This window comes from Pseudomonas sp. Z18(2022), from assembly GCF_036346535.1.
Taxonomy (GTDB): Bacteria; Pseudomonadota; Gammaproteobacteria; order Pseudomonadales; family Pseudomonadaceae; genus Aquipseudomonas; species Aquipseudomonas yamanorum_A.
Genome location: NZ_JAOTOA010000001.1, coordinates 684,783 through 698,461, shown reverse-complemented (window position 1 = coordinate 698,461; position 13,679 = coordinate 684,783). Strand labels below are relative to the sequence as shown.

Sequence of the window (13,679 nt, the reverse complement as noted above, 5' to 3'; positions counted from 1 at the left end):
GCGGTCGGAAAGCATATCAGAGCTGTAGATTTATAAGAAAAGCCAAGAACTACAACGAGTTAAAGCTGTCTTTGAAAGTCGCAAGTAACACCGTGTTTGGTTTATTGCCATCTGCCGTGCCACCCTTGCGCCCAAAGCCTGCGCTCATGGCGCTCTGTTTCTGTCCCCCAACGCCTCGTTTTTCGCGATGCAATGGGCAGTATTCTTTCTTCCGGAGAGCGGATGATCCGACCCTCGGCGTTGCTTATGTTGTGCCTGACGTTACTGCTGCCCATGGCGGCGGTTGCGCGTCTGGACGGGCCGCTGGAAGTGACCCGGACCGGCAAGGTCCGCGACCTTGCGGAGATCCGCAGCAGCCGCACCTTGCGGGTGTTGGTCAACCAGAGCCGTAACAGCTCCGGCGAAGTCCAGGGCCAGGCCATCGGTGTTGAATACCATCGCCTGCGGGCTTTCGAGCAATACCTCAACGGTCACGCCCGTGACGGTGAGGAAATCAACCTCAAGATTATTCCCAAGGCCAAGGACCAGTTGATCGGTGCGCTGGCCCGTGGCGAGGGCGACCTGGTGGCCCCCGGTGAATTGCTCGACGTGAAGGCCGCCCACAAGATAGCCACCAGTGACCCGATCGCCAGCGACGTGCCGTTGTGGCTGGTAGGGCTCAAGGGCGAGCGGCGGTTTACCAAGCTGGAGCAACTGTCCGGGCGCACCCTGGCGCTGACCACCGGCAGCGCCGCGTCGGATGCGATCAATCAGGTCAACCAGAAGTTGGCGCTGCACAAGTTGCCGCCGGTGAAGGTGGAATGGGTAGACCCCAGCCTGGCGGTGGAAGACGTGCTGGAGATGGTCCAGGCCGGGATTTTTCACCTGACGATTGTCGAGCGGCCGATTGCCGAGCGCTGGGCGAAGATCCTGCCCAAGCTGCGTTTTGACCGGCAGGTGACCATCAGCGAGCCGGGCGAAGAGTATTGGTTCGTACGCCAGGATGCCTCGATGCTGCGGGCCAGCATCGACCGTTTCCTCAAGACCTACCGCACGCCGTCTGACCAGGATGTGGCGTTCCAGCGCATCTATCGTCGCCTGTATCAAGTGCGTTACCCACTGGCCAGGGCCGACCGCCAGCGCCTGGAAAAGCTGCGCCCGGTGCTGCAAAAGCATGCCCGCGAGCAAGGCATGGACTGGCTGAACCTGGCCGCGCTGGCGTTCAAGGAGTCGGCCCTCGACCCCGGCGCGCGAAGCAGCGGCGGCCCCACCGGGTTGATGCAGATCACCCCGTCGGCGGCGCAGCGGGTTGGGGTCAACAACATCGAAAGCCTGGATAACAATGTACAGGCGGGCGCGCGTTACCTGGCGATGATCCGGCGCAAGTTTTTCTCCAGCCCCAAGCTCAACGAGCGCGAGCGCATGGCCTTTGTGCTGGCGGCCTACAACATGGGGCCGGAGCGGGTCCAGGGCATGCGCGCTGAAGCCCGGCGCCGGGGGCTTAACCCGAATCAGTGGTTCTTCCAGGTCGAGCGCATTGCCATGGAGCAGGTGGGAATGAGTGGCGTCAGCTATGTTAATAGCGTGAACAAGTACTACCTGGCGTTTGACCGGGAGCGGGAGTCTCTGGAGCCTGCAGCGCCAAGGGTAGCCTCACGCAAATGATCTATTAAGTCGATTATAATTAGCCGTTTTATCGGCTTTTATCATTGTTTAAACTGATTAATATAGCGGCCAACCACCCCCTACATTGAAAAGGATTATCAGCATGAGCCCATTGATCACCCGCGTCCTCTCCACCCGCGCCGGTTACGGTTTGACCGTCCTGCGGATTTTTGTCGGGATCATCTTCGCCGCCCACGGTTCGCAGAAACTCTTTGGCTGGTTTGGCGGCGGCGGCCTGGCGGGCACAGCCCAATGGATGGAAAGTATCGGCCTGACCCCGGGCACCCTGATGGCGCTGTTGTCCGGCGGTACCGAGTTCTTCGCCGGGCTCGCGCTGATCATCGGTTTGCTGGCGCGGCCTGCGGCGTTGGGCTTGTCGATCATTTCCCTGGTAGCGATTTTCTCGGTGCATATCCATAACGGTTTGTTCATGGCCAACAACGGTTATGAGTTCGCCCTGGCGTTGCTGGGCGGTACGCTGGCGGTGTTGGTGGAAGGTGCAGGCAAACTGTCTGCCGACCGCGCCATCACTCACTGATACTGCGCAACGCCCTCTAAAGGCCCGCCCGTGCGGGCCTTTTCATTGCTCGGGATTCTTGACACCGCCCTACGGGCTTCTCTAGGATGTTGCCCATGCGCCGATTTAAACAGCTAATTGCGGGGCGCCACCGGTGACTGATCACAGTCCCGACAGAAGCCAGAGCTCATGGGCCGGTTTCGAAATTCCGCTAAAGCGCTGGTTCGGTGTTGCCTCTCACCTGCCCGCAGACTTTTGAGGCAGAGACACGACACGATGAATGCACTACGCCCCCTCATACGCTTGGCCCCGATCACCGCGGACCTTACCCAACGCAATCCAAAAATCCTTCTGGGCGGCAAGCATCAGCCGACACTGTTGCGTTATCTGGATGGCTGGCCGCGCCGTACCGGGCGGCCTTCAGCCTTTCTGATCCAGTTCGTGGAAGATGGCGACTCCCTTGCGCGCTTTGCGTCCAACAGCTTTGACTTGGCCGTTATTCAAGCGCCGAGCGCGAGTGATGCGCACGAAGTGATACGCCAGTTGACCCGTATTGCCCGGCAAGGGCTGATCGCCCGGCGCTGAGCCTTCAATAAAACGCCGTTGAAGGCAGGTGCCGGCGACGGCGGCGCAACCAGCAGATGGTCCACGCAATCAGGCACAGTATCAGCGGTATCGGCAGGATATTGAGCAGCTTCACCTTGCGCTCCAGGGCATGAACCTGGGCGTATGCCTGAACCTTAATCGCGTGAATTTCCATGGGGATGCGCAAACGCTCCTTGTTGAGTGCCTGCAGCAGTGCGTTGGAGGTTACCGCCTGGGTCGCGGGGGAAATTGTCAGGGGGTTCAGCAATTGCCATTCCTTCTCCGTTCGTTCCAGGCGTTGCACCCGTTCGGCCGACTTTTCCCGATAGGCCTGTTCAGCGTCTTCATGCATAGCCAGCAGCACCTGCAGTGATCGACCGCCGCCTGCGCGGGGGCGAACGTTCATCAGCGCGTCGGGTGCTGCCAGGTTATCCAGGGTGTTCAAGACAAACATTGCGTTGTTCGACGAGGCTCCGCTCATCGCGCGATTGTTTTGGGGCACTCCTGCCACACGGTCGCTGAGCAGATCGGTATCGGCGACCACCACGACGTGGATGTTCTCAGACTTTTGCAAACTGGCCTCACGCCCGCCTTGCCCCTCAGGAAAAGCGGAATAGGCGGGTCCCTCCACACGGGCTGCGATCACATGCTGTTGGCCGCGTGTGGCTGCCTCGTTGATCAGTGAATCAAACGGTGCCGGCTCGGCAACGCGCTTGGCATCAAGCAGGGCCGCTTGGCCGGAGCTTTGGAGCAGGGGAGTGAAGGTCATGCGGCTTTTCTTCGCGGGCGCCAGTGCGCCACTGCTCAAGACATTCACGCTGTGGAGTTTCCAGGTGCTGATGTCATCCTGTGTCATCGCCTGGCGGGGCAAGGTCAGTGCAGCGGGATGGCGCACCGCTGGCTGGCCGGTGGCGATGATTACTGAGGTGGCATAGTTGCGGTCGGCAATGACCTTATTCGCAGGCATCTGGATACTCCAGGCTGTCAGCAGTGTTTGCAGCTTGGGGTTTTCAGGGGGGTAGGGGCTGGTATCCAGCCCGGTTAGCGGGTCGATAAACATCATCAGCCTGCCTGAGCCAAGCACAAACTGATCGATCGCGTACAAGGTTTGATCCGGCAGTTTGCCGGGGTGAACCACCATCAAGGTTTTGACGTGTTCGGGGATTTTCTCGATACCGGGTGCCAGGCTCACGAGATTGAATTGGCGGCGCATCGCTTGAACCACCTGCCAGTCAGGCGTATTCACGCCGTTGCGCTCGTCGCGTTCACCGTCCATTGGCAGCCCGGATATCAGACCTATAACGGGTTGCTCCGGGTGGATGACTTTATGAATCAAATGGCTGATTTCATATTCCAGCAGCGACTCCCGGTCCGGGCTGAATGAATCAATGCTGTGTGGCCCATGGCCGGCGCTGGTGCCGACAAGGCCAAAGAACCCTTGTTGGTCGTCAAGCCCCAGTAGCCTGGCTTTGTATTCATCTTCCGAAAAAGGGGCGGGGTCGATGAGGTGCAGGTTGATTTTGCCCTGTGCGGCTTCTTCATACTCTTTGAGCAGCAACTCCACACGTTTACCGTAGCTTTCTATCGCGCTGGTTTTTTTCGGATGTTTGCTTGAGTTGAAAAAGTACAGATCAACCGGCTGTTCCAGTGAGGCAAGTAACGTCTGTACCGGGGCAGAGAGTGTGTGGATTTTTTGTTCTGAAAAATCCAGCCGCAGATTGGGAAGTTTCAGTGCCCATACCAGGTTAAAAGCGAGAAAGAGTAGCAGTAGGGTGATAATGGTGAGGCTGGCGCTTAGTGGCGATTTCATCGTGATTTGTCCTTCTCAACCGTTTCTGGCATTCAGGGCAATGATCGCTGCAGCGAGAAAGGCAACGATCATGCTGATGAAGTACACACTGTCTTGAAGAGCAAAGACGCCTTGGCCAATGGCATCAAAGCGTGTCGACGGACTCAGGGAAAGAATACGATCAATGAGCCAGATTGGCGCTTGGTGTTCAATGGCATCAAGAATTGAGGACAGCCCGCTGGCGGCCAGGAGCAAACACAGTGTGACGGTAAATGTAACGGCGCGGTGATTCGTCAGTGTGCAAATAAGGCAGCCAGCCGATAAGTAGCTTCCCGCTAACAACCAACTTGCCAGGTACTGGGAAGCAATGACTGTATTGTCCGGGTTTCCCAAATAGTTGACGGTGATGACGATGGGAAAGGTCAATAACAAGGCAATACCGGAAACGACCCAGGCGGCCAGAAATTTCCCGATAACGATTTCGAAACAAGTGACCGGCAGGGTCTTTAGAAAGTTCATGGCGCCCGCGTTGGGCTCGTCTGCCCAAAATTGAATGGCAAGAAAAGGTATCAATAGTAAATAAAGCCATGGATGCAGTTGAAAGAAACCGTATAAGTCAACACTGCTTTGTTCCAGTAGCTGGCTTGTATGGAAGCCAAAGGCAGTGGCGGCTGTCAGGAAAACAGCAGTGCTCAGATACGTGACGGGTGCTGAAAAGTAACTGACAAGTTGACGCTTGAATATCACCGGTAGAAGTTTCAATTCGAGGCCTCCTGGCTCATGTGGCGGACCACTTCGTGCAGGCGCCCGAGTTCGAGGTTCAGGGCGTTGATTTTCCACCGGCGGTGGGCGATCAGGGCATTGATCTGGGGATAAATCGTTTGCCCCGGGATAGCGAGTATGGTCACCGTGCCGGGGGTCTCACGGTCTTCCTCGATGCCGGCGACGCCTGGCAATACTGCCAGGGCCAGCAGGTCCAGTGGCGTATCGGCTGCAAGGGTGACCGCCTGGTAATGACGGGAACTGCGTTGCAATTCGGGCAGGGAAGTGTCTGCCACCAGGCGGCCGTCGGCGATCACCAGTGCCCTGTTACAAATACTGGTCAGCTCTTCAGGAGAGCGGGACGCGACGATGATCGTCATTTCATCGTTGAGCGACTTGATGAGCATTCTGACTTTGTGTTTTTGATCGGCGCTCAGCCCTTCCGTTGGCTCGTCGAGCAACAGCAGGCCGGGGTCATGCAGGATTGCCTGGGCGATGGCGACTTTGCGTTTCAAGCCTGCCGTGAGCGTTTCGATCGGGCATTTGAGTATCCGCCAGAGCTCCAGCCGTGCGACCGCCCGGTCAATCATCTTGCGCTTTTGCGCGCCGCGGAATCCGCGTACGTCAGCAATAAAATCAAGATACCCCTTCACGCTCATTGTGTTATGGCTTGGAAGTGATTCTGGCTGGTAGCCCGTCATCTTCTTTGCCTGGAATGCATTGAGGGCTATATCGTTACCGAATATTTTTATTTGGCCTGAAGAGGGTGTGATCGAGCCTGATATCATTTTGATGATAGTTGTTTTCCCTGCACCATCATTTCCAAATAAGCCCAGGCATTCCTGGGTTTTGGCGTTGAATGACATATCATGGATAATGCTTTTTGCGCCCATGTTTTTTGTCAGGCTCGTTATCTCGATCATTATGCTTTTCTACTGAATGAATATGGCGAGGCCCGATTAAATCGATACCCCGATTAACCTGCATGAACCGCAGGTTGTGAGTGCTCGAAAAGTCAAAATTTGAAATATTTATGATTGGGGTATGTCCAGTGTCGTACTGTTAAAAATGGTACGTTCAATAGGCTGTCTTGGAAACGCCGAAGTGCCTGAATAAGATAAGTCCTACGTACGGCGCGATAACGCGCATCAACAATTGTTATATTGTTGATGCGTCAATTGTTGTCATATTTTATTTGGTGTGAATCTGACGTTCTGCCAATTTCAAATGGAGCCTGATCATCATGCTGCTTCTACGTACCCTTGTTCTTGAGCAGTCCGGGCATGATGCGCCGGTCAACGGTGCACTGCTTTGTAGTTTTGCGGTGGCTCAGATTGCTTCCAATTTCCTTGCCTATAGCCTGGATGAAGAGACAGAGCCCGGTAGTTCACGGGTATATCTCGCGGCGCTGCGTAAAAAGTCCGAACGCTACTTTCTCGGGGCGATAGATTCCAAGGAAGACCTGCAAACAGCGACCCGTGTCTTCAAGCAGATCCTGACACTTGCCGCTGCGCCCGTGGCAAAATCCGCAAGCACCGGTGAGCCCCAGATTCCCTATCATTTCGTTGATCTGAAAGGCTGCAAACTGCCACCTGCCAGGCCTGAAGATCATCATTCGTTGACGATCAAGAAATCCCTGGTGATGAAGGTGATCACCCTCGGCACTTCCGCGCCCGGCTTGCCCGCTATCGAAAGCAACTCATTGATCGTGCCGTCGATTCGTTTCTCCTCAACGATGGTTTCTCCTCCACGGGCCCTTGAACATTCAGAGCCTGCGCCGCCGGTACCCGAACCCCTCGTTGAACCGCCACCCTCAGCATTGGTCGAGGCACCTGTGGTCGCCGCTCCACTGCAGGCCCCGGTAATCCGACAACCTGAACCCGCCCGGCAAGACTCGCCCACACTATTCGAGGTGGACGATACGCTCGCCAATCTTTCCCGAGTGGCGCAAGAGTTGACGCAGCAGAAGCTCGCTGTGCTCAGGCAGGAGGAAGCGCTCGAGCAGCTGAGTCTGGAACTTCGTCAGGAAAAGGCCGACTTCGAGCAGGAGAGCCAGCGCAGCGGCGAGAGCATTGCCGAGAAAGAAGCGTCCCTGCAGTTGTTGGCCCACACGCTGACTGCCCGGGAGGAACAACTGGCCGGCAGCGCCGCGTTAAACCAGGCGGAGCAGCGTCGAATGGATGAGCGTGCGCGCTATCTGGAGAGCCAGGAAACCCGGTTGCATGACCGTGACCTGGCGGTTCGCCACAAGGAGCAACAGTTGGCGGCAGCACTGTTTCAATTGCCGGTTCTGCGGGACAACCTGAGGGTCGCGCTTCAAACCCTGGATGAGTCTCTTGCTTGGCTGAGCGAGACTGGGCGCTCCCAGCCTGAAGGGCACCCGCTTCAACCGGATGCGAACTGACGCGGCGTTGGCTGCCGGAATCCAGCGCTGGGTCTGGCTACTTTCCTGCGTTCATTTATCATCGACCCCCACAGTCTGCATCGGGCGTTAATTGCGCTGTGCAGGCCGCGGCTGCGGGTCTGAAAAATGGAAACTTCCAGGGGATGTAGAGCTTTTGAGCACCAAGCTGATTACCAAAGAAGGTCATGAAGCCCTGAAAAAGGAGCTTGATTACCTGTGGCGAGAAAAGCGCCCTGATACCACCCGTAAAGTGACGTGGGCCGCTTCCCTGGGAGACCGGAGCGAGAACGCCGACTACCAGTACAACAAGAAGCTGCTGCGGGAGATTGATCGCCGTGTGCGCTATCTGCGCAAGCGCCTTGAAGACATGCGCGTGGTCGAGTACATGCCGGAGCAGGAAGGGAAGGTATTCTTCGGCGCCTGGGTAGAGATTGAAAACGAGCAGGGGCAGACCAAGCGTTTTCGCATCGTGGGTTACGATGAGATCTATGAGCGCATGGACTACATCTCCATCGACTCACCCATGGCCCGGGCATTGTTGCGCAAGGAAGTGGATGATGAAGCGCTTGTGCAGACTCCAACCGGCGAAGTGTGCTGGTGGATCACGGCTATCGAATATGTGAAGTAACAGCGGATGGCCCGTGCTTTTTAAAGAGCGCGGGCCATCTGCGTTTTCAGCCCTCGCGCAGCACCGTTAACGGGCTGGCATTCAACGCGCGGCGGGTGCCGAACACGCCGGCGCCGCCGATCAGCACCGCGCCGATCACCGGCAGCAGCAACAGCCATGGATGCGGGTGCCAGGTCAGGTCGAACGCATAGCGATACAGCACCAGCGTCACCAGTTCCGTGCCCAGCGCTGCCAGCAGGCCGCTGACCGCGCCCAACAACCCGAACTCGATACGCCGGGCCTTGACCAGCAACTTGCGCTCCGCCCCCAGCGCCCGCAGCAGGGCACCTTGGCGAATCCGTTCATCAAGTGTGGCCTGCAGGCCGGAGAACAACACGGCCATCCCCGCAGCCAGCACAAACAACAGCACGTACTCCACCGCCAGGGTGACCTGGGCCAGGATGCTGCGCAGTTGCTCCAGCAGGGCCTCCACTTGCAGGATGGTCACCGCCGGAAAGGCCCGGGAGAGGTCGACGATCTGCTGGTCATGACCGGGCGCCAGGTAGAAGCTGGTCAGGTAGGTCGCCGGCAGGTCCTTCAAGGTGCCGGGCTGGAAGATCATGAAGAAGTTGGGCTGGAAGTTGTCCCAGTTGATTTCCCTCAGGCTGGTAACTCGCGCTTCACGGTTCTCCCCGCCGACGGTGAACACCAGGTGATCGTTGAGCTTGAGTTTCAGGCTATCGGCAACCTTGGCCTCCACCGAGACACCGGGAATCTCGTCGCTCGGTTGCGTCGTCCACCAGGATCCTGCCGTGAGTTTGTTACCCGGTGGCAGATCGGCGGCCCAAGTCAGGCTCAAGTCCCTCTGTACTGCGCGGTCGCCGCTGGAGTCCTTGCTGACGATCTCCTGCACCGGCGCGCCATTGATACTGATCAGTCGCCCCGGCACCACCGGGTACAACGGCGCAGACTGCGCCTGCAACTCCAGGAGGCGGGCGCCGAAGGTGTCTTTGTCGGCGGGCAGGATGTTCAGGGCGAAATAGTTGGGGGCGTCCTTGGGCAACTGGTTTTGCCAGGTGTCGAGCAGTTCGCCACGCAACAATGCAATCAAGCCCATGGACAACAGGATCAACCCGAACGCCAGGGACTGGCCCGCCGCGGCCAGTGGATGACGCAGCAACTGGCCCAACCCCAGGCGCCAGGGCAGGGAGGCCCGGGCCAGCAGGCGACGCAGGCTCTGCAACAGCAGCAGGAGCAGTCCGCCGAGAACCAGCGCGGCGATCACGCCGCCACCCAGCAGGGCGAAGGTCAGCACCAGGTCGAGACTCAGGCGCCACATGATCAGGCCCAGGGCGAAGAGCGCCGCGCCGTAGACCATCCAGGTGCTGGAAGGGATCGGCAACAGGTCGCGCCGCAGTACCCGCAGCGGTGGCACACGACCCAGCGCGGCCAGTGGCGGCAGGGCAAAACCGGCGAGGGCCACCAGCCCGGTGCCGATCCCGGCGATGGCCGGGAATAGCCCGCCAGGCGGAACATCCGCCGGCAGCAGGTCATGCAACAGCGCAAACAGCCCCAGTTGCGCCAGCCAGCCGAGCAGGGCGCCGCTCAGGCTGGCCAGCAGCCCCAGCACGGTCAGTTGCAGGCTGAACAGCAACATGGTCTCGCGCCGCGACAACCCGAGGCAGCGCAGCAAGGCACTGGCATCAAAGCGTCGACTGGCGAAGCGGTTCGCCGAGAGCGCCACCGCCACCCCGGAAAGAAGCACTGCCACCAGACTGGCCATGTTCAAGTAACGCTCGGCCTTGCCCAAGGCACCACCGATCTGCTGGTTGCCGTCGCGAGCATCCTGCAGCCGCTGGTTGGCCGCGAGGCCGGGCTTGACCAGGTCGCGATAGGTTTGCAGCACGGTGCCGCCCTGGGGCGCGCGCCAGAGGTCACGATAGCTCACGCGGCTGCCGGGCTGCACCACGCCGGTGGCATTGAGGTCGGCGAGGTTGATCATCACCCTGGGCGTCAGGCTATAGAAGTTGCCGGCGCGATCCGGTTCGTAGGTCAGCACGCGAGCCAGACGCAGGGTCTTCATGCCGACGTCGATACTGTCGCCGATCTTCAGGTTCAGCGCCGTCAGCAGCCGCGCTTCCACCCAGGCTTCACCGGGTTTGGGACCACCCCCGGCGGTTTCTGCGCCGAAGGGCTCGGCGGCGCTCTTCAGCTCGCCGCGTAACGGATATTCCTCGTTGACCGCCTTGATGCTGGACAGCTGGATGCCATTGTCAGTGGCAATCACGCTGGAGAACTCCACGACCCGGGCGTGCTGCAAGCCCAACTCGGTGCCGCTCTGGATTTGCTCGGTGCGGGCGGGCGAACTGCCCTCAAGCACCAGGTCGGCCGCCAGGAATTCGGTGGCGCGCAACATCATGGCGCCGTTCAGGCGGGCACCGAAGTAACCGATGGCGGTGCTGGCGGCGACGGCCACCAGCAGCGCGAAGAACAGCACGCGCAGTTCGCCGGCGCGGGCATCGCGCAGCAACTGGCGAAGGGCAAGGCTGAACAGGCGCAACAGCGGCAAACGTGCCATCAAGGCTCCAGGGGCGCGACCATCAGGCCGGCTTCAAGACGGATCAGGCGTCGGCAACGGTGGGCCAGGCGCTCGTCATGGGTGACGAGCACCAGGGTCGTGCCGCTCTCTTTGTTGAGTTCGAACAGCAGGTCACTGATGCGCTCGCCGGTGTGGCTGTCGAGGTTGCCGGTGGGTTCATCGGCAAACAGCACATCCGGTTCGGCGGCAAATGCCCGGGCAATCGCCACTCGCTGCTGTTCGCCGCCCGAGAGCTGGCGGGGCGAGTGGGTGAGGCGCTGGCCCAGGCCGACGCGTTCCAGCAGGTGCTTGGCGCGTTCACGGGCGTCCTTGCGGCCGTCCAGTTCCAGCGGCAGCATCACGTTTTCCAGCGCATTGAGACTGTCGAGCAACTGGAAGGACTGGAACACAAAACCCACGTGTTCGGCGCGGATGCGCGCACGTTGATCTTCGTCGAGGGTGCTCAGGGCCTGGCCGGCGAGGGTGACTTCGCCGCTGCTGGGCAGGTCGAGGCCGGCCAACAGGCCGAGGAGGGTGGATTTGCCGGAACCGGAGGCGCCGACGATAGCCAGGCTATCGCCCTTGTTCAGTTCCAGGCTCAGTTCGTGCAGGATAGTCAGTTCACCTTCCGCGCTGGGAACCACTTTGCTAAGGTTTCGCGCGGTGAGAATGCTTGCGCCCATGGAGAATCCAATGCGAATGTGGTTTTTGAGTGCTGGCCTGGCCTTGATGTGCATGGCCCAGAACGCAGCGGCGGGTACAGTCCTGATCGTTGGCGATAGTATCAGTGCCGGTTTCGGACTGGATACCAGCAAAGGGTGGGTAGCGTTGTTGGGACAACGGCTCAAGAGCGAAGGTTTCGACGATAAAGTGGTCAACGCCTCCATCAGCGGCGACACCAGTGCCGGAGGCCTGGCGCGGCTGCCGGCGGCGCTTGCAGAGCATAAGCCGGACGTGGTGATCATTGAGCTGGGCGGCAATGACGGCTTGCGTGGACAGCCACCGGCGCAATTGAAACAAAATCTTGCATCGATGATCGACCAGTCCAAGGCCGGTGGGGCCAAGGTGCTGCTGTTGGGCATGCAGTTGCCGCCCAATTATGGGCCGAAATACACCACGGCATTTGCCGAGGTCTACGGCGCCCTGGCCAAGGAAAAAAACGTCCCGCTGGTACCGTTTTTCCTGGAGGGAGTTGGCGGTCATCCGGAGCTGATGCAGGCTGACCAATTGCACCCGGCGGTTGGCGCGCAGGGCAAGTTGCTGGAAAATGTCTGGCCAACGCTAAAACCACTGCTATGACGCTTTTCTAGCAGCGGTCTTTCGGCTAAGGTGGCGCCCCCCCGATTTGGAGCCCCTGATGTCGCGTCCTGCCTGGTCCCTGTTTGCCTACCAACTGATCGAGCCTGACGAGCAGCTGGATCTGTTCGCCTGCCAGGAAGTCCGGGTGCATCTGGTGACGCGTCAATTGGAGTTGGGCGGGTCCATTGACCGCACCCTCTGCGGTACGTTGTTGCCCGCTCAGCCACGCTGGTCGTCGGTGGATCGCTCGATCTTCCAGGACCAGCGTTTGTGCCCCTTATGCCGGGCGATCCTTGAGTCGCAAAAGCGCGGCACACCGCCGATCTGGCCAGAGCTGCGCTTCGAACTTTGAATATGGGTGCCCGCCGGGCAGCCGTGTACAATCCATTTTTTACTACCCGTCGATCTGCGAAGGAATTCCCGGATGTTGTCGCGCCTCTCCGTCGTCACCTGCTGCCTGTCTCTTGCTGCGCTCTGCGCGGCCGGTTCCGCTGCAGCCTTGCAGTTGCCTTTGCCGCCACCGGGTGAAGATATCGTTGGCCAGGTCCAGGTGATCAAGGCCAAGTACGAAGATACCTTCGCCGACCTGGGCACGACCTACGACCTGGGTTATTCGGAGATGGTCGCGGCCAACCCGGGCGTCGATGCCTGGTTGCCGGGGGCGGGTACCGAGATTGTGCTGCCGACGCGCTTCATCCTGCCGCCGGGCCCGCGTGAGGGCATCGTGATCAACCTGGCGGAATACCGGCTCTACTACTACCCCAAGGGCCAGAACGTGGTGTACACGTTCCCGCTGGGTATTGGCCGTGAGGGCTGGGGCTCTCCGGTCGCCCACACCACCATCACGGGCAAGATCCCCAACCCGACCTGGACCCCGCCCGCCTCGATCAAGGCCGAACACGCTGCCAACGGCGACCCGCTGCCCAACGTGGTGCCGGCCGGCCCGGACAACCCGCTGGGGCCGTTCAAGTTCACCCTCGGCACCCCGGGTTACCTGATCCACGGCTCCAACATGAAGTTTGGTATTGGTACCCGTACCAGCCACGGCTGCTTCCGCATGTTCAACAACAACGTGTTGGAAATGGCGAGCATGGTGCCGGTGGGCACGTCGGTGCGGATCATCAACGATGCCTACAAGTTCGGCGCAGCCGGTGGCAAGGTCTATCTGGAAGCCCATACGCCGCTGAACGACGACGGCACCCCGTCGGTGGTCGACAAGCACACTGCGGTGATCAACGCCTTGCTCAAGCGTGAAGACCTGTCCAGCAACCTGCGGGTCAACTGGGACCAGGTGCGTGACGTAGTTGCCGCCGAAGACGGTTTGCCGACCGAAATCGGTGTGCCGGGCGGGGCGCCGATGGTGTCGAGCACGCCGGTCGATCAGTAGGAGCAAGCTTGCTCGCGAAAAACTCCCGAGCACCGCGTTCTTTCAGGCTGCACGCGTCATCGTTGACGATCTTCGCGAGCAAGCCCGCTCCCACGAAATTCCAGGCA

General features: G+C 59.6%; 13 protein-coding genes. 8 read left to right on the top strand and 5 right to left on the bottom strand.

The genetic code is table 11. The features are described from left to right. Positions 1 to 222: 222 nt before the first annotated feature. The 3 genes from V3W39_RS03255 (at position 223) to V3W39_RS03245 (ending at position 2,746) form a co-directional block, all read left to right on the top strand. A complete protein-coding gene (locus tag V3W39_RS03255) occupies positions 223 to 1,644 on the top strand; it encodes a transglycosylase SLT domain-containing protein (RefSeq protein WP_177075599.1) in 1,422 nt (473 codons plus the stop codon). 103 nt (positions 1,645 to 1,747) lie between these two features. Next, positions 1,748 to 2,182, top strand: coding sequence for a DoxX family protein (locus V3W39_RS03250; protein WP_177130564.1), 435 nt, complete (start codon positions 1,748 to 1,750; stop codon positions 2,180 to 2,182). A gap of 255 nt (positions 2,183 to 2,437) precedes the next feature. Next, on the top strand, positions 2,438 to 2,746 hold the full coding sequence (locus tag V3W39_RS03245) for a class I SAM-dependent methyltransferase (RefSeq protein ID WP_177045487.1): 309 nt from the start codon (positions 2,438 to 2,440) through the stop codon (positions 2,744 to 2,746). Between the two features lie 4 nt (positions 2,747 to 2,750). Here V3W39_RS03245 and V3W39_RS03240 read toward each other — a convergent pair whose 3' ends face one another. From V3W39_RS03240 to V3W39_RS03230, 3 genes are read right to left on the bottom strand one after another with little or no spacing between them, the layout of a single operon-like run. Next, positions 2,751 to 4,556, bottom strand: a complete 1,806-nt coding sequence (locus tag V3W39_RS03240; RefSeq protein WP_330212192.1) for a Gldg family protein — start codon at positions 4,554 to 4,556, stop codon at positions 2,751 to 2,753. A 15-nt stretch (positions 4,557 to 4,571) separates the two neighbouring features. Continuing rightward, positions 4,572 to 5,297, bottom strand: a complete 726-nt coding sequence (locus V3W39_RS03235) for an ABC transporter permease subunit (RefSeq protein WP_177075591.1) — start codon at positions 5,295 to 5,297, stop codon at positions 4,572 to 4,574. Continuing rightward, positions 5,294 to 6,220, bottom strand: coding sequence for an ABC transporter ATP-binding protein (locus tag V3W39_RS03230; RefSeq protein ID WP_330212191.1), 927 nt, complete (start codon positions 6,218 to 6,220; stop codon positions 5,294 to 5,296). The genes V3W39_RS03235 and V3W39_RS03230 overlap by 4 nt, the downstream gene beginning before the upstream one ends. A gap of 320 nt (positions 6,221 to 6,540) precedes the next feature. Here V3W39_RS03230 and V3W39_RS03225 point away from each other — a divergent pair, with 320 nt between their 5' ends. Continuing rightward, complete coding sequence (locus V3W39_RS03225; RefSeq protein ID WP_177045479.1) at positions 6,541 to 7,701, top strand: hypothetical protein; 1,161 nt, start codon at positions 6,541 to 6,543, stop codon at positions 7,699 to 7,701. Between the two features lie 154 nt (positions 7,702 to 7,855). Further along, the gene (greB, locus tag V3W39_RS03220; protein ID WP_177045477.1) at positions 7,856 to 8,329 is read left to right on the top strand and encodes a transcription elongation factor GreB; all 474 of its coding nucleotides are present in this window, start codon (positions 7,856 to 7,858) and stop codon (positions 8,327 to 8,329) included. Positions 8,330 to 8,375: 46 nt separating this feature from the next. On the opposite strand, the gene V3W39_RS03215 is transcribed toward greB, so the two are convergent. Both V3W39_RS03215 and V3W39_RS03210 read right to left on the bottom strand, forming a co-directional pair. Further along, entirely contained in the window at positions 8,376 to 10,886 is a 2,511-nt protein-coding gene (locus tag V3W39_RS03215; protein WP_177113259.1) for an ABC transporter permease, read from the bottom strand. Next, on the bottom strand, positions 10,886 to 11,569 hold the full coding sequence (locus tag V3W39_RS03210; RefSeq protein ID WP_003218726.1) for an ABC transporter ATP-binding protein: 684 nt from the start codon (positions 11,567 to 11,569) through the stop codon (positions 10,886 to 10,888). The genes V3W39_RS03215 and V3W39_RS03210 overlap by 1 nt, the downstream gene beginning before the upstream one ends. Positions 11,570 to 11,579: 10 nt before the next feature. Between V3W39_RS03210 and V3W39_RS03205 the strand changes: the two genes are divergently transcribed. The 3 genes from V3W39_RS03205 to V3W39_RS03195 all read left to right on the top strand — a co-directional run bounded on the left by V3W39_RS03205 (position 11,580) and on the right by V3W39_RS03195 (position 13,572). Then, a complete protein-coding gene (locus tag V3W39_RS03205; RefSeq protein ID WP_330212190.1) occupies positions 11,580 to 12,185 on the top strand; it encodes an arylesterase in 606 nt (201 codons plus the stop codon). Between the two features lie 58 nt (positions 12,186 to 12,243). Beyond that, positions 12,244 to 12,537, top strand: coding sequence for a hypothetical protein (locus tag V3W39_RS03200; RefSeq protein WP_003218723.1), 294 nt, complete (start codon positions 12,244 to 12,246; stop codon positions 12,535 to 12,537). A 72-nt stretch (positions 12,538 to 12,609) separates the two neighbouring features. Then, entirely contained in the window at positions 12,610 to 13,572 is a 963-nt protein-coding gene (locus V3W39_RS03195) for a L,D-transpeptidase family protein (RefSeq protein WP_177045471.1), read from the top strand. Positions 13,573 to 13,679: the final 107 nt, after the last annotated feature.